21 protein-coding genes are annotated in these 23,026 nt (G+C 36.0%); 15 read left to right on the top strand and 6 right to left on the bottom strand.

The window, feature by feature from the left end:
- Positions 1 to 23: 23 nt before the first annotated feature.
- From J0L69_15460 to J0L69_15405, 12 genes are all read left to right on the top strand, one after another.
- Positions 24 to 896 carry an RteC domain-containing protein gene (locus J0L69_15460; GenBank protein MBN8694591.1) on the top strand — a complete coding sequence of 291 codons (873 nt, stop codon included), beginning with the start codon at positions 24 to 26 and terminating at the stop codon, positions 894 to 896.
- Positions 896 to 2,656, top strand: a complete 1,761-nt coding sequence (locus J0L69_15455) for a hypothetical protein (protein ID MBN8694590.1) — start codon at positions 896 to 898, stop codon at positions 2,654 to 2,656. Before J0L69_15460 ends, J0L69_15455 begins: the two co-directional genes overlap by 1 nt.
- Positions 2,657 to 2,732: 76 nt before the next feature.
- Positions 2,733 to 3,032, top strand: a complete 300-nt coding sequence (locus J0L69_15450) for a helix-turn-helix domain-containing protein (GenBank protein MBN8694589.1) — start codon at positions 2,733 to 2,735, stop codon at positions 3,030 to 3,032.
- Positions 3,029 to 3,892: a transcriptional regulator gene (locus tag J0L69_15445; GenBank protein ID MBN8694588.1), complete on the top strand. Its 864-nt coding sequence runs from the start codon at positions 3,029 to 3,031 to the stop codon at positions 3,890 to 3,892. Before J0L69_15450 ends, J0L69_15445 begins: the two co-directional genes overlap by 4 nt.
- Positions 3,879 to 4,490 (top strand): ATPase, encoded by a 612-nt coding sequence (locus J0L69_15440; protein ID MBN8694587.1) that lies wholly within the window; start codon positions 3,879 to 3,881, stop codon positions 4,488 to 4,490. The genes J0L69_15445 and J0L69_15440 overlap by 14 nt, the downstream gene beginning before the upstream one ends.
- A 202-nt stretch (positions 4,491 to 4,692) precedes the next feature.
- A complete protein-coding gene (locus J0L69_15435) occupies positions 4,693 to 6,150 on the top strand; it encodes a CehA/McbA family metallohydrolase (protein ID MBN8694586.1) in 1,458 nt (485 codons plus the stop codon).
- Positions 6,151 to 6,446: 296 nt separating this feature from the next.
- Complete coding sequence (locus J0L69_15430; GenBank protein ID MBN8694585.1) at positions 6,447 to 6,836, top strand: hypothetical protein; 390 nt, start codon at positions 6,447 to 6,449, stop codon at positions 6,834 to 6,836.
- A gap of 12 nt (positions 6,837 to 6,848) precedes the next feature.
- Positions 6,849 to 8,477 (top strand): patatin-like phospholipase family protein, encoded by a 1,629-nt coding sequence (locus J0L69_15425; protein ID MBN8694584.1) that lies wholly within the window; start codon positions 6,849 to 6,851, stop codon positions 8,475 to 8,477.
- Between the two features lie 19 nt (positions 8,478 to 8,496).
- On the top strand, positions 8,497 to 9,405 hold the full coding sequence (locus tag J0L69_15420) for a hypothetical protein (GenBank protein MBN8694583.1): 909 nt from the start codon (positions 8,497 to 8,499) through the stop codon (positions 9,403 to 9,405).
- Positions 9,405 to 10,508 carry an MBL fold metallo-hydrolase gene (locus J0L69_15415; GenBank protein ID MBN8694582.1) on the top strand — a complete coding sequence of 368 codons (1,104 nt, stop codon included), beginning with the start codon at positions 9,405 to 9,407 and terminating at the stop codon, positions 10,506 to 10,508. Before J0L69_15420 ends, J0L69_15415 begins: the two co-directional genes overlap by 1 nt.
- Before the next feature lie 18 nt (positions 10,509 to 10,526).
- Positions 10,527 to 12,950 (top strand): DUF4365 domain-containing protein, encoded by a 2,424-nt coding sequence (locus J0L69_15410; protein MBN8694581.1) that lies wholly within the window; start codon positions 10,527 to 10,529, stop codon positions 12,948 to 12,950.
- A gap of 719 nt (positions 12,951 to 13,669) precedes the next feature.
- Positions 13,670 to 16,549, top strand: coding sequence for a hypothetical protein (locus J0L69_15405; protein MBN8694580.1), 2,880 nt, complete (start codon positions 13,670 to 13,672; stop codon positions 16,547 to 16,549).
- A 157-nt stretch (positions 16,550 to 16,706) separates the two neighbouring features.
- Here J0L69_15405 and J0L69_15400 read toward each other — a convergent pair whose 3' ends face one another.
- Positions 16,707 to 17,975 (bottom strand): HNH endonuclease, encoded by a 1,269-nt coding sequence (locus J0L69_15400; GenBank protein ID MBN8694579.1) that lies wholly within the window; start codon positions 17,973 to 17,975, stop codon positions 16,707 to 16,709.
- Between the two features lie 389 nt (positions 17,976 to 18,364).
- Between J0L69_15400 and J0L69_15395 the strand changes: the two genes are divergently transcribed.
- Both J0L69_15395 and J0L69_15390 read left to right on the top strand, forming a co-directional pair.
- Positions 18,365 to 18,559: a SymE family type I addiction module toxin gene (locus J0L69_15395; GenBank protein MBN8694578.1), complete on the top strand. Its 195-nt coding sequence runs from the start codon at positions 18,365 to 18,367 to the stop codon at positions 18,557 to 18,559.
- On the top strand, positions 18,552 to 18,974 hold the full coding sequence (locus tag J0L69_15390; protein ID MBN8694577.1) for a hypothetical protein: 423 nt from the start codon (positions 18,552 to 18,554) through the stop codon (positions 18,972 to 18,974). The genes J0L69_15395 and J0L69_15390 overlap by 8 nt, the downstream gene beginning before the upstream one ends.
- Positions 18,975 to 18,981: 7 nt before the next feature.
- Here J0L69_15390 and J0L69_15385 read toward each other — a convergent pair whose 3' ends face one another.
- Positions 18,982 to 19,461: a hypothetical protein gene (locus J0L69_15385; GenBank protein ID MBN8694576.1), complete on the bottom strand. Its 480-nt coding sequence runs from the start codon at positions 19,459 to 19,461 to the stop codon at positions 18,982 to 18,984.
- 160 nt (positions 19,462 to 19,621) lie between these two features.
- Between J0L69_15385 and J0L69_15380 the strand changes: the two genes are divergently transcribed.
- On the top strand, positions 19,622 to 19,834 hold the full coding sequence (locus J0L69_15380) for a hypothetical protein (GenBank protein MBN8694575.1): 213 nt from the start codon (positions 19,622 to 19,624) through the stop codon (positions 19,832 to 19,834).
- Positions 19,835 to 19,862: 28 nt separating this feature from the next.
- Here J0L69_15380 and J0L69_15375 read toward each other — a convergent pair whose 3' ends face one another.
- The 4 genes from J0L69_15375 to J0L69_15360 are packed head-to-tail and all read right to left on the bottom strand — an operon-like array spanning position 19,863 to position 22,946.
- Positions 19,863 to 20,564, bottom strand: a complete 702-nt coding sequence (locus tag J0L69_15375) for a DUF4386 domain-containing protein (protein MBN8694574.1) — start codon at positions 20,562 to 20,564, stop codon at positions 19,863 to 19,865.
- A complete protein-coding gene (locus tag J0L69_15370; protein MBN8694573.1) occupies positions 20,557 to 20,733 on the bottom strand; it encodes a hypothetical protein in 177 nt (58 codons plus the stop codon). Before J0L69_15370 ends, J0L69_15375 begins: the two co-directional genes overlap by 8 nt.
- A 13-nt stretch (positions 20,734 to 20,746) precedes the next feature.
- Positions 20,747 to 22,402: a serine hydrolase gene (locus tag J0L69_15365; GenBank protein ID MBN8694572.1), complete on the bottom strand. Its 1,656-nt coding sequence runs from the start codon at positions 22,400 to 22,402 to the stop codon at positions 20,747 to 20,749.
- Between the two features lie 40 nt (positions 22,403 to 22,442).
- Entirely contained in the window at positions 22,443 to 22,946 is a 504-nt protein-coding gene (locus J0L69_15360; GenBank protein ID MBN8694571.1) for a hypothetical protein, read from the bottom strand.
- Between the last annotated feature and the right edge of the window lie 80 nt (positions 22,947 to 23,026).

The raw sequence follows: 23,026 nt of genomic DNA, 5'->3' as shown, positions 1-23,026 counted from the left end.
GGTGTATTAAATGGGTAAGGCTTATGATTACTGAAATATTCGACCATAATGCAGTCTTTATGGAACAGTTTGAGAAGGTAAATCAAAGTCTTGAGGAACAATTGGCGTTCATTGCTCAGGAAACGCTTAGCGCAGTAAAACAAGCTGAGCTCTCGGTACCGGTATGCATTAAAGCTTTGGATGCGCTGAAAAAATTGGTTCAAAAGCAAGGCTTCAAGTCTGAGAAGAATGAAATATTTTTCTTTAAGTACCTCAAACCAAAAATTGCTTGCAAACTTATTTATCACATTCAGGTTTTCAATATCGAAACCGGTCGTCCTTCTGGAACAAAGAAACAGCAGAAAAAGTATTTCGAAAAACATTTAAAAGCCATAAACCGTTTTACTGAAAACAATATTGATTTGTGCCAGTATTATCGGAGCGATAGCACATTTCTCGATGAAAAGTATTTCGTCCGCGGTAAAGCCGATCTTCATTTGATCCTTGATAGCAACTTCTTTAATTTCGATTCAACCTTTAACACATCTCACGATCATTTAGTAGCACAGATTCTCGCTAACGATATGCTTTCATTATACATTCGTGAGGCCATTACAAACATAGATGCCCGCTTAAATGAACCGGAGCAAAACCAACAAAATCGCCTCACCTGGACCGATTCCAAAGCCCACTTGGTTGAACTCATATACGCACTCCACGCCACCGGTTCCTTCGAAAACGGCCGTGCCGATATCAAAGAAATAGCCTCCAGCATCCAAAAAGCATTCAATATCGACCTCGGCAACTACTACCACGTATACTTAGAGATCCGTAACCGAAAAACAAATCGCACTAAATTCTTATCTTTATTACAGGAATCCCTGTCTAAACGAATGGACGAGATGGATGAAAAGTAATGGCAAGAAAAATCATAAAACTCAACTCCTACAAAACATCATTGGGAGACTTAAGCCGATTTCGCCGAGATATTTTGGAATCGATAGGCGATGATATTGTCGAAATAAAGAATTGGAATACATTTCTCTTTACAACCTTAAACGTAATTTCACCTGTAAATAAAGGCCTTAAAGACAATCCGGAATCAATTACAAAAGCAGCTGCAAAAATAGTCTCATACTTTTATGGTAGAGTAAAGAAAGCTAAGCTCTATAAAATTACAGATGCCGGTCGCGAGGAAATTAAGATCATGGAGAAGGATGTTTTAAAAAGGTATTATGAAGATATTTTATACATAGATAAACTACCCCATCCAATTTATAGAGATTTAGAAGTTAAAGTCAAAATCGATCTAAGCTCCATTAATTCACTGATCAATCGATACGAAAAGGATTCGTACATAAAAAAACTAGTTTCAGCCAATCAACCTCCATACGATCATGAAGAGAGAATTAAGCATGACTTCTATAAAAGATGTGTTGCTGAACAAAAAAATATTTTAAACTATTATCTCTCTGGAATTAAACAAAGGGCTCTTAGCAAGGCCGGATATGTTTGGCCCAGTTTCAAAAGTATTTTTGCAGTGGGAGAGTCCTATCGAGATTTCCCGTATAAATTTCACAATCAACCTGAGATGTTCGATCATCTACTAATAAAAGAGGCTCAGCACCGTATAAATAATTTTTACATATCGGAAGCGTTAAGGCTTGAGAAACTATATCTAAAGAACAAGGAAAGCTTTTATCGTAGTTATTTCAGGAAAAAGAAGCCAGAAGCAATATTTAGTAGCATCGACTTTAATTTGGCACATGTTCCTCTCAATCCTGGCAGAAAACCAATATTTGATGAATTAAAAAGGCTCTACAAAGGTAGAAAATGGATGGCTTTCTTTGCGCTGGCAATACCTCAGGTAGAAGGTCTGTTTAGTGAGATGCATAATGTAATCTTTGATGGTCAAAAAGCAAAGTCGTTGACAGATAAGGTTCAAAAAATTCGGCCATTTCATAATTTAAGTGGTTACTATTTCGACTATTATCAATATATAGTTCCACGTCTTCGTAATCGATTTATGCATACTGGATATGAGGAGAGTTTCAAACTAAAGGCAAATGACCTTTTGACTGACCTTGAACATTTACTTCAAGTATTTTATGAATTGGAAAACCCCCTCGTGAAAATAAAAAGAATACACACTTCGCGCAGACAAAGTGAATTTGTTAATTTCAAAGGTTACGCTTCATACTTTACTCTATTGAGTTCTTTACTTCCCGCCCAGAAAGCAGCAATTAAAAAAGATCAAGAGGATTTCGAGAAGAATTTCCTCTTAGGTCATTGTGACTCCGAATTCATTTGTTTGGAACTAATTGAGCAACTGCCGAAAATGATTGATGAATGCAAAATTAAATTAGAGTATTCTGTTGAACTGAAAGGATTTGTTACTGAGTTAGAAGACAAAAACTTCAAAGAAATGAAATTAAGATTCGAAGATCCAAAGTTGTTAGAGAACGTAACAGATGCATTTCGGATTTCTTCTAATGAAATAGAAAATATTGTTTGTTCAGCTGAGTTTTTGGCTGGATATGGCAAATATTTACATAGTCTTAAAAAGGAAATAGTAGAAGGACTTAATGCTCTAAAAAAGCAGTACGGAAAGTTTACAATGAATGTCCATCAAGTCAAAACGCTTATTCTTGATAAACAAAATGAGGCTGAGGAATAATATTTCTCCCAACTCTTGATTGCCTCTTGAACTAAACCGTATCATTCTGTTCATTTTTGCTGCCTAATCATTTATTATGGCAGTAGATATCCTTACTAAAGAAGATCTAAACAACTTCAAAGCAGAGTTATTTGAAGAGATCAAAACACTAATCAGAACCAAGCCATCCTATTCAAATCACAAAGAATGGCTCAAATCTTACGAAGTCCGTAAGCTCCTCGGTATTTCACCGGGCAAGCTTCAAAATATGCGGCTTAATGGCACGCTCGCATTCACCCAAATAGGCGGCCTCATGTTTTACAGGTACGAAGACATTGTAAAACTCATGGAAGACAACAAGAAAAAACGTCCGCTCATCGCAAGGCAATCTAAATGAATTACATCATTCATTTAAATAAAGCTTTCGGAATATTTTGCGAGGATGAAAGATTAACACCCTTCCATGTGAGTTTGTATTTCAGTTTGTTTCAATACTGGAACATGGCGAAGTTTCGCAATCCCATCTCTATAAGTCGAGATGAATTAATGCGCGCTTCAAAGATAGGTTCTGTAAACACTTACATCCGCAGCATTAAAGAACTGCATACTTGGAACTACATAAAATACATTCCGTCTTATAATCCGCAAAAAGGTTCACAGGTTTACTTGTACACATTTGATAATAGTAGTAATAATTCTAAAAGTAATAGTAACGATAATGGTACTGATATATCTCATTATAAAGGCACTGGTAAAGCTGGTAACAAAGCCAAAGAAAAACCGGTGATACCTTCTATAAACAATTCAAACAAAACAAATAAACTAAAACATAATAAACATGAGCACACACGATCAAAAAATCCTAAGAAAGTTCTTTCTTCAGGTGATAGGTATTCTGTTGAGGGAGGAAAAAAGAAAAAAGATTCCGGGCAAAAAAGAAAAAAGCCATTGTCACATAGCGCAAAGACGGGATGCGAGTGGCCGCTTCTCTCACAAGTCCGCACCTACTTTATCGAGCAAAAATGGCCACTCATTGAAGCTGAAAAATTCTTCAATCACTATTCGAGTAACGGTTGGCTTGTAGGCGGCAAAACACCAATGAAAAACTGGCAAGCCTCCGCCACAAAGTGGATGCTTAACAGCGCTAATTTCTCCCTCTCCTCAGGGAGAGGGATCAAGGGTGAGGGGAAAAAGGGGGAGGTAACCCCGGGCAAACTCCAAACATCAAACGAAAAAGACTACAATGAACCCTTATGATTACGATAAAGCAATAGCTTGGCTACAAGAACGTGGCTCGCAAATATATGGTCCAGGATTCAAAATCCTGCAATCCGACCACGAACTCATAAAAAAACTGTTAAGCTATTTTTTAAACGATCAGGTCACTGCAAATAAACTCGGTATCGATCTTCACAAAGGAATTCTTCTAACAGGTCCAATTGGCGCCGGCAAATCCTCCCTCATAAATCTCATGCGCTTCTACCAACCCGCAAACAATCGCTTTATTATCCGTTCTTGCCGCGATGTAAGCTTCGAATTCATCAAAGAGGGTTACGATGTCATTCATCGATACAGCCATCGTAGCTTTCAAAACTCAGAGCCAATAATCTATTGTTTCGATGATCTCGGAACAGAAAATAATCTCAAATTCTTCGGTAACGAATGTAATATCATGGCAGAAATCCTCCTTAGTCGTTATGATCTATTTGTGTCTCGTAAACTCATCACGCACATCACAACAAACCTCTCGGCCTCCGAAATAGAACAATACTATGGCAATCGCGTTAGATCCCGTATGCGGGAGCTATTTAATCTCATCGCTTTCGATAAAACAACTAAGGATAAGAGAAAGTAACAGTTAAATATGATAAACGACCTTGGTCAAAGCATTGCCTGTTAAGACCCTTTGTTAGTTCTTTTGTATTGGTAAAACTACCTAATTTCATAGGTATTTTTACTGGTTTTTTACCTTAAACAAAGCTTTTCTTGCTAATCTTAATTGCCCTTCTTAATTTTATTCGTATTGAATAAACTAATGTAATAATTTGAATTTCTCTATGAAACAAATAACCAAAACTTTTGCTATGGCTTTTTTGCTGATAGCATTCTCGTTGCGTTCTCAAACCTATAAAATATATATGGGGCTTCTTCACGCACACTCTTCAATTTCTGACGGTAGCGGTACTCCTGAAGAAGCTTTCTTAATGGCTAAGCAAACCGGGCTCGACTTTTTTGCTCTTACCGAACATAATCACCTAGAAGCCGATGGTAAAGGTGATCGTAAAGATGGAATTTTAATTGCAAAGGATAATAAATTGTATAATGGTTCAACTACCCTTACTGTCACCACCACAGCCGGTAAAAAAGTTGTTATAAAGCCACTTATCAAAGCTGCTAAAGATGCAACAACAACCAAATTCCTTGCTTTATACGGACAAGAATTTTCAACAATTTCCTCTGGTAATCACGTCAATCTTGTTGGTATTGATGAAGTAATAAAATGTGAAAACGGCAATTATAAGGAACTGGTAGAAATGTTGGATAAAATGAAAACAGATGGCAAGAAGTTACCAATTATGCAAATGAATCATCCGGATGTATACGCTGATCTGTTTGCAAATAATCCTGATAAAAATGCATTCAACGACTACGGTATTGATGAAGATGATCTTGGGCCGCATTTCAAAAATCTAATTGCTAGGTTAGATCCATACGTTAGTCTTATTGAAGTTTTAAGTGGCCCCGCTTTAACAAAAAACATAAAACCAAATTACCATTATGATGAAACTTACGAAAGCGATTACTTTTTCTATTTGAAGCAGGGTTTTCATATCAGCCCTTCGGCTGGTCAGGATAATCATTATTACAATTGGGGCAAAGGTACAGATGCGCGTGTTGGCGTACTTGCCACTACACTAACCGAAAAAGATATATTCGATGGTATAAACAACAACAGAACTTTTGCAACCGACGATAAAAATCTTACTGCATACTTCAGTGCTAATAAAAATATCATGGGCTTATCTATTACAGCAAATGAAGATTCTGAAATAGATATTGAATTAGTTATTAATGATAAGGACGAAGCTACGAGTGAGTATAGTATAAAAGTATATGGCGGCAGTATAAAACCAGAATTAAGCACAAATGCAACTTCAACTAAATTAAAGGACGGCTTGTTGTTAGAAACAGAGGTTACCGGAAACGGTACTTTCAAGATCAAAGGGGTTAATGTTCCTGATGGACCTGCATTCATCTACATCAAAATTGTACAAGATGATGGTGGTCGCTTATGGACTGCCCCGGTTTGGATAAACTACAATACAACTACAGGTAATGTTACCTCAGGTGGAAGCGAAATATATTACTGGAGCGCTTCAAAATCATCAAAAGTTTATCACAAAAAAGGTTGCTCATCAGTCAATATGATCAATTCTGAGAATCTTCAGGAAGGTACAACGCCGCCGGAAGGTCGTACGCTGCATGAATGCAATAATCAAAGCGAAGATCATTAATAACAATAACAGCTTGAAGTTTGAAAATGGAATGTGTAAGCCTGAAATACTACCTTAATAGTGTTTAACAGAATAGTTTTTGTGATGTAGTCCTTTTGTCAAAAAAGATATATACTGGGGTAAACCCTAGGTTTTATTTATTGACTTCTTCACTAATTCGGCTTAAATTTAATGTTCCCAATCATTGAGTAAAAGGTAAGAAGTATTGAGAGTTTTGATTGAAAGTAAGTTTGTTAAGTTGTAAGAAGCAGTTTTTATTATTGACCCAGATAAATTAATTATCTAAACACAGTTGTATGGCTATATATGGTATAGGCGCTTACTTTGACGGTGAAAGAGATGTAAGTGGAGATTTTATCTCGAATAACATCGTGGCCGTAGGGTGGGGAATAGATAATGCCCCTGAATTGCACCATTATTTAAGATCCTTGAAAGTTGGAGACATTGTATACATCAAGGCAGCTTATGGCGGCGGTGATATTACTGTAAAAGGAATAGGTATCATCAGTGACAATGAAATACGCGAGGGTTTAGAATTAGCTCCTATTGCTCGGAATGTGAATTGGCTCAATACCCAAAAGTTTGTTATACCTAAACCTCAAGAAAAAAACAATGTTCGTAGTAATACAATTTACGAAGAGTTTCACCCGGAGGTGCTTAAATTGATCATTAACAGAATTAGATAAGAAATTGTATTTATGAAAGATCTTCGAATCGGTTTAGCTTTTTCAGGCGGAGGTTTTAGGGCATCAGCTTTTTGCTTGGGTGTACTAACTTATTTGGATAGGGTAAAGTATAAAGAGCAACCTCTATTAGAAAAAGTTTATGCCTTATCTACGGTTTCTGGTGGAACTATTACTGGAACGCGCTATGCTATTGGGATTAAGAATGGTGAATCGCTTGAACAAATTTACAAAGACCTTTATGATTTTTTGCGTAATGTAGATTTGGTTAATCTCAGCCTCGATCGTCTTATATCAGATGAAGGCTGGACCAACGATAGAGTAAAGAGTATCATCAATGCGTTTGCCGACGTGTATTCCAAGCAATTATTTAAAGATGCTAAATTTGGCAATCTGCTTTCGGCAAGCTCGTCAATTCACTTGAAACATATTTCCTTTAACGCTACAGAATTTGCTAATGGTGTACAATTCAGATTTCAAGTCTCTGAAAAGATCATTAAGCCCGAGCCTGGCGAACCTGATAAAGGCATTATAGGCAACTATTATTACAGAATTAGTGAATCACTGGCCGATCAAATTAGAATGGGAGATATCTTAGCATCTTCCTCATGTTTTCCGGGAGGTTTCGAGCCAATAAACTTCCCAACAGATTTTGTCTTGCCCGACAGTGATGAATTATCCAAATTAAAAAAAGATCAAAATTATCCCGTTGGGTTAATGGATGGTGGTATTGTAGATAACCAAGGCATCGAGCCTCTGCTTTTAGCAAATCAACGCATTAAAAGAAATGAACCTGAATTAGGAGAATCTAATGCTTTCGATCTCATGATTGTTTCCGATGTAGCTAGCCCTTATATGGAAGACTATAAGGCTACTAAAGTAAAACCTTTAAATTGGTTCAGAAAACGTACTCCATCTTTTTTCCTATCGCTCAATTCTTTTCTTTTGCTATCATTTTTAGCGCTTCTCTGGTATTCTGTTTCCAACCAAAAGCCGGCCTTCATTATCCTTTCCACATTTTTTATTACTTTAAACATTATTATCATCTTCTTAGCACTACTAGCACAAGTCCTTATAAAAAAAGCGAATCCTCCTAGTAAAATTCTAAGTGCATTAATCAAACTATTGCGTTTGAAATTCGGAGTGTATGATACAATTATCACCAACAGAATTAACTCTGTTATAAAAATGGCTAATGAAGTTTTTCTTAAACATGTCAGAGGTCTTCAATATTCAAAGCTTTATAAAGATAAGAGCTGGGAAAATAGAAGGATAATGAATGCTATTTATGAGCTCAGGAAAGACGAAAGTAAATTACTCGATAAAATAAAGAACGGTAAGATTAGTAAGGCCCTGGAACCTTCCGCCAAAATCCAAGAAATTTCAGCATTGGCAACAAGTATGGGTACTACACTCTGGTTTTCCGAAAGTGAATTGAAGAAAAAGAATATGTTAAATGCACTTATTGCCTGCGGACAATTCAATCTCTGTTGGAACCTTCTTGAATATATAGAAAAAATTGAAAAGAATAAAGATAACACAAACCAAAACCATCTTGATCTTATTAATTGCAAGCAACAATTAATGAATGATTGGTTAGAATTCAATAAGGACCCCTTTTGGATGGTCAAACAATCTAATTAAACAATTAAACAGAAATAAAATGGAGTTAAAGAAAAAACACACACGTCTTCGAGCGTATCAGCTTAGATCAAAAGGATCGTCATTCTCGTATTGGGACGGGACAAATCTTACGCTTTGTGAAGCCAGATATAATGACGATAATAAAGCCTCAATATGGCATGAAATAAAACGATGTGGTCAGAACAAAATCGATTTCCTTCATATAACGAGTTGGGATGCGGATCACTGTTCTTCCTCCGAATTAGAGGCGATTTTAAAGGAACTTAAGCCTAGAGAAGTAGAAATTCCAGGTTATGAAATTGATAAAAATATTCAAAATCAGGTTGATTGTTTAAAATTAATTGAAGCATATAAACTGCAAAGTACAGGAGAAACCGCGGCGCCTAAAGTTATTAAAGTAGATAAAACATTTGTCACTGATTTAGGCAATGCAACCGAATGGGCTTATGAGTCTATACACTATAATAATAGGAAAGATTATTCCAAATCAAACAATAATTCCACAGTTAAATTATTTAAGAACGGCTCTTTTTCTTTACTTAGTTTAGGAGATTTGGAGGAGGAGGAAATAAGTAATTGGTTAATCCAATTCTCTACTATAAAAAATGAGGTTGACGTAATGATTTTAGCTCACCATGGTTCTGATAATGGTTTCACATCAGAGAAATTTCTGGATGCTGTCAAGCCAAGCGTAGGTCTTAGCTTATGTGATTGGGGTAACCAGCATGATCATCCTAGCAGAACTACAATTAAAAAACTTGAGGACAGAAAAATATATAACTGTACTACTAAGAATGGAGATGTGATTATTGAATCCATAGATGATCACACAGGAGATTTTAAGGTGTGGGACTTTATGGCGGGGGGGAAAGAACTAAAGGAGGCCCCGCGGCAATTTACTTCCAAACGAAAACTGGCGAATAAGTGATGATAACGCGCACATTTCAACCAATTGGTCAAGGCGCTTTTTATACCGAAAAGCACTCTTACCCAAACGGCAATAAGTTTAATGTAGTCTACGATTGCGGTAGTTCAACTTTAACAAATAAAGAGTTACAGAATCGCATTCGCTCAGCTTTTGCAAAGGGAGAAATTATTGATGTGTTATTCATCTCTCATTTTCATAGCGATCATATAAATGGGATAGAATTTCTTAAAGACTACTGTCGCATTAAATCGGTCATACCTCCTCTTATTAATGCACAAGATAGTATCATATATGGTATCGAAAACAGTGCCGCATTTGAAAATGAAGAGAATGATTTTGATGATTTGATAAATAATCCCACTGAATATTTTTCTCCTAACACAACAATTATTCGAATAAACCCTTATGATAATGAAAATTCTAACGAACAAGAAATTATCAATTTACAGGAATTGAAAGAAGGAGATAGAAGGAATGTAAATAGTACTGTCAAATTTCAGATTGCCCAATGGATCTATGTACCTTTTAATTTTGAGCAAAAAGATCGCACCCGGCAACTTGTAGATTCATTAAAAAGACAAGGTCTCGAATTAAATAGCCTTACTTCAATTGACAGAATTCTTGGCAGTAAGGCTAAGATAAAGGAAGCCTATAACGCAATAGATGGAAATTTGAACGAAAATTCTATGGTGGTTTTTTCTGGGCCTTTAGATGGGGTTAAGTTATCTGCAAAAATTCAATTCAATGCTTTTACTGCTGGGCACTGGCATTATCGTTATTACGCTTCCTGCTTATATACGGGTGATTTTAATGCAAAGGCTTTGCCAAACGTAAAAGCAATTATAACTTTCATAGGGCAGTTTGCTCAACCTTTGGGCACTCTTCAAATTCCGCATCATGGTTCTGCGCATAATTTTTCAGATTACATTTTAGGAACACATCCATGTTTATGTGTAGTTTCAGTAGGTAACTTTAATACTTATGGTCATCCTTCTCAAGATGTTTTAAATTCCATATTAAGAAGCAATGGCCGACCGCAAGTCGTGACCGAGAACATTGAATCTATCTACATTCAAACAATTGATAATAGTTCTGGAAATTAATTTAATTGAATTAATACAATGGCAAAGAAAAAAAGCAATCCTGGCAAAAAGATAGTTAAATCAAAAAAGGCTACAAAAAAGCCTATTGATAAAAAGAAGTCCGTCTTGGTTAACAAGAAAAAGACGAATGCGCCAACTAAGATAAAAGAGTCTCTCCCAACGCGCCATTCATCTCATATAAAGGAAGATCAGTCGCTTATTCACGTCAAACAGGCAGTTCTTCCATGGGTAGTAACTGATATAAAAGGCAATGAGGATTATGGTATAGATGCAATTGTTGAGATTACAAAGGATAAACTCAAATCTGAAAACAAATTAGCCACTGGGAAAAAATTTAACATTCAGATAAAATCCACTGCCGAAATTGCAAACGATTCAGACTTGTCTGTTCAGGTGAAACGAACTACCTACTTGTATTGGTATCAAAATACACTTCCGGTTTACATTTTCTTAGTTGATTTAAAAGCAAAGTGTATTTACTATCGGTTCGTCAATGAAAAATTGATGAATGAAATTTCAAAAAGGCGACCCGATTGGCATGCGAATGATCATGTAACAATTAAATTTGATAAAGAGTTAGTTCTTGACGTTAAATCTATTGCTTCAATTGAAGAAACAGTTTACCAATGGACATATAAGCCTAAAAAAATAATAACGCCTGGGGAGTATTATTCTCATGTCAATGAAGCCGTAGATTTTGTTAAGTCACTTAAAGAACTCACAACACAACATAGTTTTACAGAGTATAATACTCAAATCGATGCCAATCTCTCCGAAATAAGTGATTCTATTTTTAATATCTGTATTATTGGCCCAAGTCGGGTTGGTAAAAGTACACTTATCAATGCGCTTACCTATAGAGAAATGTCTCCGGTTGATACTTTACCTACAACGGGCGTGCCTATTATTATGCTGCCCGGTCACCCCGAAGAAGTTTGTGTTCATTTCGCTGATGGCACAAAGAAAACCAGTGAGATTAGTTTAGACTTTGTTTCAGAATTTGCAGACCAAAAAAGAAACAAGCATAATCATAAAAAGGTAAACCTTGTAAACGTAAAGCTGAATAGCTCATTTCTTGAGAAAGGTTTCTCGATTACTGATGTACCGGGTATCGATGACATTAATCAGGGTATTAAAGATATTGCTAAATCGACCATTTATAGTGCAGATGCAATTCTTTATGTTATAAGCGTTGCTCCTCATAAAGACGGTGAATTTAAAATTACGGATCAGCACCTGGCAGACCTAAAGGAGATCAAAGAAAAAATGAATCGTGTTTTTCTAATCTTTAATAAAATAGATAAACTAAACGAAGACGAAATGACTTCGCTTAAGGTTTATATAAACGATACGCTTAAAGATTATGGTATTTCAGATCTTCTTGCCAATGAACCAATTTATATTTCTTCAAAGCAATCATTTAACCATCGTGTATTGAATGAAAATTGTCACGATTCTGTAAATGATTTAGAGGACGTTATAGTAAAATATTTAGTGAACGGCAATCTCAATGGAGTTAATAATCTTCTGTCAAACTTTGCAAATTCAATGGAGTTGGTAAAGCAATTACTTAATGTGAGTGAAGTGCGCTTAAGTAACACTGTTATTGGTAAAGATTTACAAACAAAGATCACAACAGTCCGCAAAGAACTAGGCGAACTGCAGATCTTTATTCGCGAGCAGAGAACAAAAGCTTATAATGAAATAAACACGTACATAAATAACAATTTCCAGAATATTCTCTCTAATCTCGATACCGATTTAAAGGGTAGAAGAAATAATCAGGCTTTACCTTCTCAAAGTGATATTACAACTTACTTAAAGAATGAATCTGACCTATGTGTAAGTAAAGTTTACGAGTACGTACAAAGCGTTACTTATGAGTTGCAGTCAAAGGTTAATGTTTGGGTAGGAGATAAACTAAGTAAAGTAAAGATTAATTTGAATGAGATCACAGCTGATTCTACTTTAAAATTGCCAAGTATCGAAAGATTTACTGGAAAAATATTCAATATATATCGGATCCGAGAAGATTTATCTTCAAACGTTTTGGTAACTGCATTCAACTTTATTGGAAAGGTATTTGAAGGTCTTTTTGGAGGTCTCTACAACTTATTTCGGTCAGACGATTCGCTTAAAAAAGAAAATATCGCCAAGTTAATTACACCAGCTAGGGAACATTTTAATAAGATCCAGGTCGATTTTCTGAATTCAATAAGTGATCATTTGAACAAAGTTTGCCGTTCTATAGAAAATAAAACAGTAGAGCGCAGCAAAATATACCTTGATACAATGCAAGCGGAATTGGATAAAGTTGGAACTCCATTAAATGAGCTCGAACGTAAAAATCTTGCACAATTAAAAGAGAAGTTAGTTTTATTAGAAAAGCAAGGCACAAGCCAAATGCTATCAATAAAAGATTACGCTCATGGAATCCTTTAGAACAGGTAAAGCGGTGTTCCTCCTTCCTTGCACGCAAAAGATCACGCCAGACACCGCTGTATAATTTGCATAGAGTGCAATTTTTTAAAGGTCTATGCAAAACATACAGCGTCCCTTCGGGCAAGCTGCCTGTCATGCCTTTTGCAAGTGCGGCGTCAGTCCTCACGGCAACCTTTTCCGTCCTTAAAACCACTTCGCTTCATTCGCCTTCATTTCACCCGCGCCAAAGGGCGCTGGGTTTCATTCCGTCTCCTTCACCTCAGTAGTTTTAAGTCCGCCGGCTGCCAATATTAGGCTCGCCTGCTGGTCGCTTGGGCTTCGGGCAAAGGGTCGCAAACCTCTTGGCAGTAGATAATTTTTTCTTCGTTTGCGTCTCCTTTGCCCTCGTTTTGCAGGCGCATGGCATAACTTAAAGCCCCTGCGGGATCTTTTAATGCCTGCCTGCCGAAGTACACGCAGGCAGGAGCCACGCTGGCAAAATAGGTCGCAACCGGCTTGGGGTCACCCACCAAGCCTCCTTTGCAGCCCACCCTCGCTCCACTCGCAGATCGGCTCGCAGGCACAGTGTCCGCAAACCGTTCCGTAGCTAAGCGTAGCAAAATAGCTACACTATAGCTACTCCTCTTTTTGCAGCCACTTTCCCAGCGCACGCTTAAGGCTTTTTACCTATAAATTCAACTTGAAATCCCCTGTATTTTACGTAATTTAGTTAACCAAACATGGCTCAGCAATTTCTCTTCCCCGAAGGCATTTTAGCCGAATACATAAAGGATTTTCACCTTTCAAGTGTAACTCACATACGTAATATCACAGAGTCCATTCAAAATTGGATCAATGAAATAGAATCTGGTAAACTCGCGAATCAAAAGGAAGAAGAAGTTAAATCACGATTCATCTTGAATTTCTTTGGCGATGTTTTAGGATTCAATTATGGTAACTCTCATAAATGGTCATTGCGGGAAGAAAAAAAGTCGGTTACAGATGGTACGAAATCCGATGGAGCACTAGGTACTTTTTTTGCGGATGGAAAGAATGAGATAGTAAAAGTGGTAATTGAAATGAAAGATGCCACTACAGATCTTGATAAAGCCCAGGCAAGACCAGACAAACAGACTCCAGTTGAGCAAGCATTCACTTATGCTTCAAAATCCGGTGGAAATTGTAAATGGGTCATTGTTTCGAACATGCTTGAAACAAGAATCTACGACTCTTTGGACCAGTCTAAATACCAAGTGTATTTTCTTAAGGAACTAGTTAATGATGGTAAGCTAAAAGAACTACTTTACTTATTTCATAAAGATAGGTTCGTTAAGGAGAACGAAATTTCTCATACCGAAAAATTATATGAGTATATAAAAACCCTTAAACCGAAAGACCTTAAACCGCTTCATATAATTGACCGAATATACATGTCTTTGAAAAGATTTCAAGGATTAGGTTTCGTTGATCCTAACTACTTAGCTGCTATTCCGCCATTCAACATTTTATCTGATCATGTGTGGCATTTCGAACCATGGTCGCTGTTCACTATAAATCCGGAGATAAACGACCTTATAAATGGAATAAATGTTGAAAATGGTGTTGTCACAATCACTCCGGAATATCAAACCGAAATTACAAACGCCAAAGTTGAAAATGCACAAAATAAATTAAAATGGATATTTTCATTTTTAAATTGGTCAATTATCCATGAAATTTCAGCAGTTAAAGATCATGTTGCTGTTGCAAATAGGCAAAAAAACGTGGTGAACTTTTCAAAGCGCCACATCTTCTCCTTTATTGAAGGAACCGAAGGCGTAACTAAAAACATCAACTTGTTGAATAATACTGAATGCGATTGTCTGATCTGTAACTATAGAAATTTAGAAATAGGAAAGTTTTTGAATAAGCTAAAGGCAGCTGATGGTAACGAAGACCATAATACCTTAGAGTATGCCTATGCTCATTATCTCGCTGCAACTAATGACTTTAAAAAATCCTATTTGATATTAAAAGCAATTGAAAAAGCCACTAAAGGGAAACAAGATAAGGGCGTAGAGTATTTTTTGGTTAAGCATAATATTAAACTCTTACACAATTTGATGCGCGACTATAGATTAGCAGATGCTAAGGAGATAATGAATGATATCAAGTCTATCGACTTGGATAAAGTTATTTATGATGAAATTGAGTTTGATGTCGAAAAGGAAGTGAAAAAGTATCTGGTAGATATAAAAGAAGACGTTCTGGTTTACAAGTTACAGGATGAGATAGATGATATTCTTTTTAGAATTCAAAAATTGAAGAAATTGTACGAGGATGGGGGAGCGCAAGAACTAGGTCCTCATTTGTATGTGATCCTAATGCAAAAGTACGCTATACTTTATACTCACGTACATAAGAACTATATATTTTACGATATTTTCAAGAGATACAAAGCCTTATCTGAGAAAGTTTTCAAAGGACTTGTAGTAAGCCATGATACTCCCGCATTCAACTTGCCTGAATTCTCTTCGTTCTATTTAACAGAAGCTATACTTCACGTAAGCCCATCAAACCTCAAAGAAATTGTCAAGAATACTCCGAATATCCGAATACAAGCGGGAGTTATTCAACAAATCCTCACTATGTTGAATAATTATACATCATCAGCATTTTCAGTTGGAATGATGGGTACCTTAATGGAAAATACTCTTCTAACAGAACAACTAAACAACACCAGGTTCGAATATAGATTTAACGACATATTTTCCAACCTGTTCACCATTTTAGTCAGATTGCCAATATCAAAACAAGAATTTTCTAACAGCATCCCGCCTTTGATCAATTTTCTTAAAGTGGAAAAAACGCTAGGTTGGAATAACATGGAAGCTTTAGCATATTTCATTTATAAAAAAGGCGATTTGTATGAATCAAAGGACTTAATGGATATACTACAGATCGGTATTAATGGTCATGGATATGGTTTAAATAAATACGCAAAGATTATTCAGTGGATACCACTATCATTAGAAAGTTTTCATCCTAGATTCGAGATCAATAATGATATTTTGATTCAATCCGCAATTTTAAAATGCCATCAGGAAGGAGGATCAAATGTCCATTATACTGAAATTGTGAATTTATATAAAGTGTCTAACAGCAGTGGAAAGGCACTTTTGCAAACTGCATTTGAAAACTTACTGAATCAGAAATTTAATTACTCACTATATGAGGATCTGGTAAAAAACACCGACTATGATCACAATCGAAGTAATTATTTCCAACAATACATTAAAGAGATTAATGCCGTTCGTGGTAATGCGTATAGATATGGCGAATTGGAATTAACCGATGTTATTTTCTTTGATTGCATATTCATTATTTACAAAAAGAACATTGACTTTTCTAAGGATGAGCTTAAACTATTTACAAATCTAAATCAGTTTGAAACATGGATATTAAACCCTTTGCAATACGATTATAAAAATTTCGATGCAAAGTGGTTAATTGACGTAAATATTCCGGTGATAATAGAGAGGATCAAGAACAATAAGCAGGTCGCTGAGGCAATTGAGCAAGAACTCAAAGTTAGGTTTCATCCTGAGCTGGCGAAAATAAAATATAAGTACTTTAATTAAAATGGCTAAAATTCTCTAATACAAGTTCTCAAACCGTTCCATTTCGTTAGTCGCACCTTTTAGGATGCATCTCCTTTCATTTCACTATTTGCAGCCACTTTCCAAAGCAGCTCAAGGCTGTTTTACCTGTTCGGTACAAAATAATCCTAAGCGGAAATTAATCTAGGCAAACTAGATTTATACCTTGTTTTTCGTTATCGGTATTAATAAGAATTTTAGGCAGGTCAAACTGGATATTACTACTAAACTTTAAAGTGAAATTTAAAACCATTCGTTTTTCTAAGTTTTCATAATAATTATCATTTTTCTGGGCAACTTCAACTTGAATAGTCACAGCCTGCTTTGCTGGTATTTGAATTCCATTAAAATTATTGATTGTGTGGATTTCACGTCCTGATTCTATAAACAAATTGTAAACAGTACTTTTTGGTACTTCACAAGGTTGAGGCAAGTCTCCAATTCCTGAAAACAAATGTTTAGCACGCAATTTAATATCAGACAACACAACTGTCTTATTCAAATTGTTTACTAAATGAAATTGAAATATTGGAAAGTCATTTCCTCGCTCCCAATTTAAGCGGAAGGCGTTTTTTACGTTTGGGTATGGCTCCCAGCAACTATTATCGCTTATAATGTCAATTTTGTAAACCTCTATTCCGTGAGTAGAAACCTGCCTCAGACTTGCCTTTCGAAGTTGAACTTCTTCCTTGGTGATTGTTCCTTCACCAATCTTTGAGTGGCATTTTTTACATAGTAGTAATAAATTCTCAAGAACGGTATTGGATGGATCTTCATCTATATGATGGCCATCAAAATGTTCTACTTCTTCGTCTTCACAAAATGGACACTTAGAATTAATTTCTTTTTGTAATCTGGCCCTCATCTTATTTGAAATTGCTTTACGCGGCTTCTTTTTCACAACACTTACGTCAATAGTTTCATATTTCTTTCTAAATGCCTTAAATACTTTTGATCCATTCGGCAGAAATTCACTGAATGGAATTGAATGCACAAGGAGTATTTTCTCAACATTTCTTATCAATACATCAAAAATATCGAACTTTTCTTTGTAAGACATGTCTTCAGCCTCATCAACTTTAATTGCAGCTATAACTAAAAGTTTTTGAAGTAAAGCAAGAACAGTTGAACCTTCGGTTTCGGTTACCTTTGCAAGATTTGGTTCGATTTCCTTCTGCAGAAGAAAAAAGGTATCTATGGTCAACTCACCACTTCTACCAAATTGAAGGGTATTAACTTTTTTAAGAATTACTGTTAAAGTAGGCGTAGTTATTTTTGCTAGAACTTTTGCTTCCCGGTCGTCAAAGTATAAATGAAATTTTTCATTAAGGACGCCTTTGATCTCTCTGATGTCCTTAGCTTTCATCTGGACATTTTTTAGCTCCTTATTTATATCATCAAAATCCATTTTCGATTTCTCAGTATTAAAAATACGTTTTTAGGGCCAATAAAACTAAAAAAAGTCCGCAAAGTTAAGTCTGTGCCCTGGCGGATTGTCAAGGTCAAGCCCTACGGGTTTTGCAAAAAAAATCTCCACCCACCTTATCATTATCTAATTACTTTCTCTTATAAAAAGTGCTTCCGCTTTAAATGATCTTAAAGGTGGGTAGTATTTTTTATTGCAAAAACCTTGTCAACCACCGGTCCCAGCCTTGGCAAAACAGCTTTCTTTTTTAGTTTTTTCTGCCGGGTTTTAGCTCGGTGTTTTTGTGTTTTTTCTTTGTCAGCAATTGGTTGGGTTTAGTAAAGCACACTTAAAACTAGGAAAGTTAGTGTGTAATTCTGAAATCAATCAATATGCAAAATCAAAAACAACAAAGGCAGTTAAAAGTGTATGGTAAATACCGCCAAAAAGGTCGTACAGTAGTATGTGAACCTGAAATTCGCTTAAAAGGGCAGTGGTTAAAAAATCTGGGTTTCACACCTGGTCAGTCCATCGCAGTTTCGCAAGTAAACAATTGTTTAACCATAACACTTGTATCGCATGCTTAAACACAAAATTAAAACGCATAAATTGGGAAGCACGTATAATGCTCCTCATTTTTTCATTCTGAACAAAGGTGAACAATCCGGAAAGCCTGCTCCAATGTACTGGAGTAATTGCTTTGTATTTATTGCGGAAACAAACGCTGAAAAGGAATTTTACTACTTTGTTTTTCTTGGACTGTGGGAGCTTGGCTATTTTAAAAAGGCTTTGATCGGGTCTGTAGTTCCTTATATTCGGATAGGCGATCTAACTGATATTGCAGAAGAAGCAATAAACAACATTAACACAGGCAATCGCGAATGGAGTGATGTTAGCGGTACGATAACCCAATTGGAGCAGCGTAAAACTGTTCTCCTTCAGCAAATAGAGTATATTATTAAGATTCGTCGTATTCTCCTATACAATCTGGTCAAAAGATAATATTCTTTTAACGATTACTGGAATATGATCTTGCAAATTGGGAAAGTGTATTTACCATATTTTGCAACTTGTAAAATGAGTTGTCTAGAAAGCGGTCTGTCTTATATTCCATCAGGATATCCTCAAACGGAAACTCAAAATTATTCTTATGTAATATCCCATTCTTAAAGCATGCTTTAAAAAATCCAAAACCATCCCATGTGAGACAGCGAGTATCACCGTTGTCACGAATTGTGGTATAGTGTGCAGGTTTACTTGAGAGTGAAATTCTTAAAGGCTTGTAATGTTCAAGTAGGTATTGAATTATTTCGGTGCCATAATGTCGATCTTTTAGACCTCTCAGATCTGGAGATACCTCTATTTTATTTATCCAGTATTTATCATCTTTCCACAGCTCAACTTCACCAACTTTCTCCGATCCGTTTTTGTAGAGCTGATCAAATATTTCAAACTTATACTGTTTTACTTCTTCGAACCTTAAAGCCATTTTTCAAATAATTGTTTATGCAAAGATAGCGTGCCGGCAAATTCAAAACACAAAAGATTTCCGGCATAAGGCCGTTGCACTTTTTATTCCGTTTCCTTTTGGTTTTTCTTTGCCGTCATGCAGAGAGGGCATAAAAATTATTATGCAAAAACATTCAAAAATGTCAGTAGTCGCTTCGGCACCGGTTTGTACTTTCACAAATCAAATTTTTCCTCAGCCTTTGCAAATTTCACCTTATGCCTTTAATAGGTATTTACGCAAGCAAACTTTAGTTCACAAAACTTCAAGCATAAAATCCTATGCATTGCCTTGTGGTTGCTATGTTCTTGTGCATTCTTCTGGTGTGCGTCAGCTTTCAACATTGCCTTTTTAGGCTTTGCTCATAACCTGTTCGTCATAGTTTATATTTCCTGCGACTTACTCTTTACACCCTTTATTAAAAGCCACAGCATAATCGAAATTTCTCCTAAAGTCCAGATCGGTGTTGCAATTTGAAAAACAAGAGCCTGATAATTTGGTGCCATAATATGAGTAAAAAAATGCACAACATAAGCTATACCGTTAAGGATAAGAAACACACCTAATATACGAGGAATAAACCCAGACTTATAAACTAAATAGCCAAATGGAAAAAGCCATAATCCCCAAAACATTTCTAAAGCAATAGCTACGTAATCATTAATTTTAAATAGTAGCATCGCCAACTCCTGCTTCTGACTAAGTTCAAACGTTATTAAAATTTTGCCTTTAAAAAGCATAAGGGAAGTAATATTCAAGGCTTCCGTTATAAAAACGGCTGGGATCTGTATAATAACTAATGCCACTAATAATTTAGCTTGACTTTCGTTTACTCGCTTAAACAATTTATAAAGCGTCAATCCTATTAAGATCCAAAGGACGCTGCTTACAATGCCATTGATGATTCCTGTTCTAAATATAAACTCATTAGCGAGCATCTTATTTGCCGTAGCAGCCGCATTACCTTGCACAACGGTTTTCGGCATAACGTACATTAAACTATAAGCTGCAGTTATTACCCAAAAAAGATAAAGCAACCCCGCTAGTCTTGCGGTTCTTTTAAGCGAATTAGTGCCACTATTCATAAAACATATTGATTAATTCATTTGCAGTATTAATACAGCCTAAACAAAGTGTTGCTACTACAGCTACAGCAGCTCCAAGCGCTAAGATTGCTACAGCCTTGTCTTTTAAACTATTTTGTTTGTTTGCATCTATTACGGATGCTTGAATTTTCGTGTGTTGATTTTCCATATTATTTATTTTTCTAGTTTACCTTTTTAGCTTCGGCTTCTTTACCACCTTGATTCAAAATCACTTTTGTTACCTTCCCTTGGTCATCTTTAAAAAATTCAAATTGAGCATCATTAACTTTCAAAAAGAATTTAGTTTCAGTGTCAGCGAACATTTCAATTTTATCATCGCCTGCAAGCAAATAGAGTTTGCCTTTTTCTTTGATCAATTTGAAAGCCATTAAATGTGGTATTTCATATTCTCCGGCGTAAGACTCTAATGTTTTCTCATTCACCTTTACTCCATTTTCGCTCGGTAACGGTTTATTCGTTTTTATCCATGTGTCGTTGCCGCTTAATTTGCTCATTACTATTTTTTCTACTGTATTCTTTTTTCCCCTTACAAATTCTATGGTTTGCATGGGATCTGTCTCAAAATAGAACTGATCTTTTTTAAAGGATTTTAATGATGATTTCGGGCCTCTGCCTAAATGTGAAGACAATTGGTTTTCTGAAACACTTATAATTCGTTGCTGCCCTTTTTGGTTTTCATATAGCCCGGCATACTCTTTTAAAGAGCTGCTTTCAATGGGAATTTCTTTATACTCCGTAGGTCTTCCGGCAGCAATTGCTGCCATCCTGAAAGCAATATCTGTGGGGTGTATGCAGTCACAGTTTGCAAAAACCACAACAAATACATCCTCTTTGGGCAAGTAAATTTCCATCGTACCAAAACCCTCAATGCCTCCTCCATGGTAGACAGATGGGTATCCGTAAACGTAACCTAATTTCCATCCATAACCGTAATCAACTTCTTTTCCATCACTCAGTTTATACCGTGTAAATGCTTTATCCATTATGTCTTTTTTTACCAGTTTATAAGAATGAACAGCTTGATGCCATTTAAAAAGATCTTCAACCGTCGATTGTATGGCACCCGCGGAGTAAATATGCGTATTATTCAAAACGCGCGAATTTTGGAACCCTGTTTCTCCTACGCTGTAAGATCCAACTCTATTCTTAACGATCTTTTTATTACTGGCGAAAAGAGAATTAGACATGCCGGCTGGTTTAAAAATATTTTCCTCCAAGTATTCACCGTATGCTTTGCCTGTAATTTTCTCAATGATATACCCCAATAGAAAGTAACCTGAATTACTATATTCCCATTTCGTACCCGGTGCAAATTTCATCGGCAGGTTTTTAAAGAAATCAATTACCTCGTTTGGAGTGCAGTCCAGAGCTAACTTTTTTTCGGGGTCTTTCATACCCGAGAAATTGTGAATACCCGAAGTGTGGGTTAGCAAATTTTCAATGGTAATTTTATTTCCTTGTGTTGGGTAATCCGGTATAAACTTTGTGATTTCGTCATTTAAATTTAATTTTCCTTGCTCAACTAATTGTAGTATCGCAACTGCAGTAAATTGCTTACCCATAGAAGCGATCCAAAAGACATTATCTATTTGCATTGGGGCATTTAATTCTAAGTTAGCCGTACCAAATGCCTTCTTGAAGATGATCTGCCCCTTTCTAGAGACTAAAGCAGTAATGCCAGGCTCATCAGCTTTGAATTGCTCCGAAAGAAATTTATCAAAGTAGGCAGCTAGTTCTTTGTCGTCTTTTTGTTGCGAATATGTAAGATTGAATAGAAGTGTAATGGCAATAATTAGTGTTTGTTTGATTTTGTTCATGGTTCTTAGTTTTAGTTGAATAATTAGTTATGATTTGCGATCAATTGCTTTTTCTATTTGGTAAAATATAATTCCGGTATACAAATTTCCAGGGCATGAAAAGTAGAGGTATGATAATACCGCAGAAGGTATAAGTCATTTCTTCAGCTGGTGAGCCTTTGAGTGTACCTGAGGACAATAAAGGGAAGGCTACGATCACAAGCCAAAGACACTTGTAGAAGATCATAAAGAGCATTACAGGCAGCATTCGGAGTGTATGAAACACACCTAATAAAGCAAGAGTTGAATACGCAGCCCAAGTACACCAAGCCACGGCAATCGTTGGATGCCATGCGCCTTTGTGCGTAATGATTACTCTCCAAGCTTCTGTGCCAACAAAAACAAACATTAAAACAAAATAGATTCTCATAACATATATATTAATTCTTCTTACCCCTTCGTAGTTTACATAGTCTTTTTTTAATAGACCTTTAAAACTAAATGCAGAAGGTCTTTGTGTCGGTTCAAGTACGAGATTTTGCTTATTTTCTTCAATTGAAGTCATTTTTTCTTGAGTTTATTCTTATGAGGCAAAGCTGCAGAATAAAAACAAGAGCTAGAGGCTACCGTCAACAAACAACAGAT

Source organism: Bacteroidota bacterium (assembly GCA_017303905.1).
GTDB lineage: Bacteria > Bacteroidota > Bacteroidia > B-17B0 > Aurantibacillaceae > JAHEYG01.
This window is presented reverse-complemented; position numbering and strand designations above follow the sequence as displayed.

Excerpts from the sequence above, each read along its gene's own strand:
- J0L69_15370 (MBN8694573.1), bottom strand. The coding sequence starts at position 20,733 with ATGGAAAATCAACACACGAAAATTCAAGCATCCGTAATAGATGCAAAC.
- J0L69_15445 (MBN8694588.1), top strand. The coding sequence starts at position 3,029 with ATGAATTACATCATTCATTTAAATAAAGCTTTCGGAATATTTTGCGAG.
- J0L69_15390 (MBN8694577.1), top strand. The coding sequence starts at position 18,552 with ATGCTTAAACACAAAATTAAAACGCATAAATTGGGAAGCACGTATAAT.
- J0L69_15400 (MBN8694579.1), bottom strand. The coding sequence starts at position 17,975 with ATGGATTTTGATGATATAAATAAGGAGCTAAAAAATGTCCAGATGAAA.
- J0L69_15385 (MBN8694576.1), bottom strand. The coding sequence starts at position 19,461 with ATGGCTTTAAGGTTCGAAGAAGTAAAACAGTATAAGTTTGAAATATTT.
- J0L69_15395 (MBN8694578.1), top strand. The coding sequence starts at position 18,365 with ATGCAAAATCAAAAACAACAAAGGCAGTTAAAAGTGTATGGTAAATAC.
- J0L69_15430 (MBN8694585.1), top strand. The coding sequence starts at position 6,447 with ATGGCTATATATGGTATAGGCGCTTACTTTGACGGTGAAAGAGATGTA.
- J0L69_15375 (MBN8694574.1), bottom strand. The coding sequence starts at position 20,564 with ATGAATAGTGGCACTAATTCGCTTAAAAGAACCGCAAGACTAGCGGGG.
- J0L69_15450 (MBN8694589.1), top strand. The coding sequence starts at position 2,733 with ATGGCAGTAGATATCCTTACTAAAGAAGATCTAAACAACTTCAAAGCA.
- J0L69_15410 (MBN8694581.1), top strand. The coding sequence starts at position 10,527 with ATGGCAAAGAAAAAAAGCAATCCTGGCAAAAAGATAGTTAAATCAAAA.
- J0L69_15440 (MBN8694587.1), top strand. The coding sequence starts at position 3,879 with ATGAACCCTTATGATTACGATAAAGCAATAGCTTGGCTACAAGAACGT.
- J0L69_15435 (MBN8694586.1), top strand. The coding sequence starts at position 4,693 with ATGAAACAAATAACCAAAACTTTTGCTATGGCTTTTTTGCTGATAGCA.
- J0L69_15425 (MBN8694584.1), top strand. The coding sequence starts at position 6,849 with ATGAAAGATCTTCGAATCGGTTTAGCTTTTTCAGGCGGAGGTTTTAGG.
- J0L69_15455 (MBN8694590.1), top strand. The coding sequence starts at position 896 with ATGGCAAGAAAAATCATAAAACTCAACTCCTACAAAACATCATTGGGA.
- J0L69_15380 (MBN8694575.1), top strand. The coding sequence starts at position 19,622 with ATGTCAGTAGTCGCTTCGGCACCGGTTTGTACTTTCACAAATCAAATT.
- J0L69_15405 (MBN8694580.1), top strand. The coding sequence starts at position 13,670 with ATGGCTCAGCAATTTCTCTTCCCCGAAGGCATTTTAGCCGAATACATA.
- J0L69_15420 (MBN8694583.1), top strand. The coding sequence starts at position 8,497 with ATGGAGTTAAAGAAAAAACACACACGTCTTCGAGCGTATCAGCTTAGA.
- J0L69_15415 (MBN8694582.1), top strand. The coding sequence starts at position 9,405 with ATGATAACGCGCACATTTCAACCAATTGGTCAAGGCGCTTTTTATACC.
- J0L69_15365 (MBN8694572.1), bottom strand. The coding sequence starts at position 22,402 with ATGAACAAAATCAAACAAACACTAATTATTGCCATTACACTTCTATTC.
- J0L69_15360 (MBN8694571.1), bottom strand. The coding sequence starts at position 22,946 with ATGACTTCAATTGAAGAAAATAAGCAAAATCTCGTACTTGAACCGACA.
- J0L69_15460 (MBN8694591.1), top strand. The coding sequence starts at position 24 with ATGATTACTGAAATATTCGACCATAATGCAGTCTTTATGGAACAGTTT.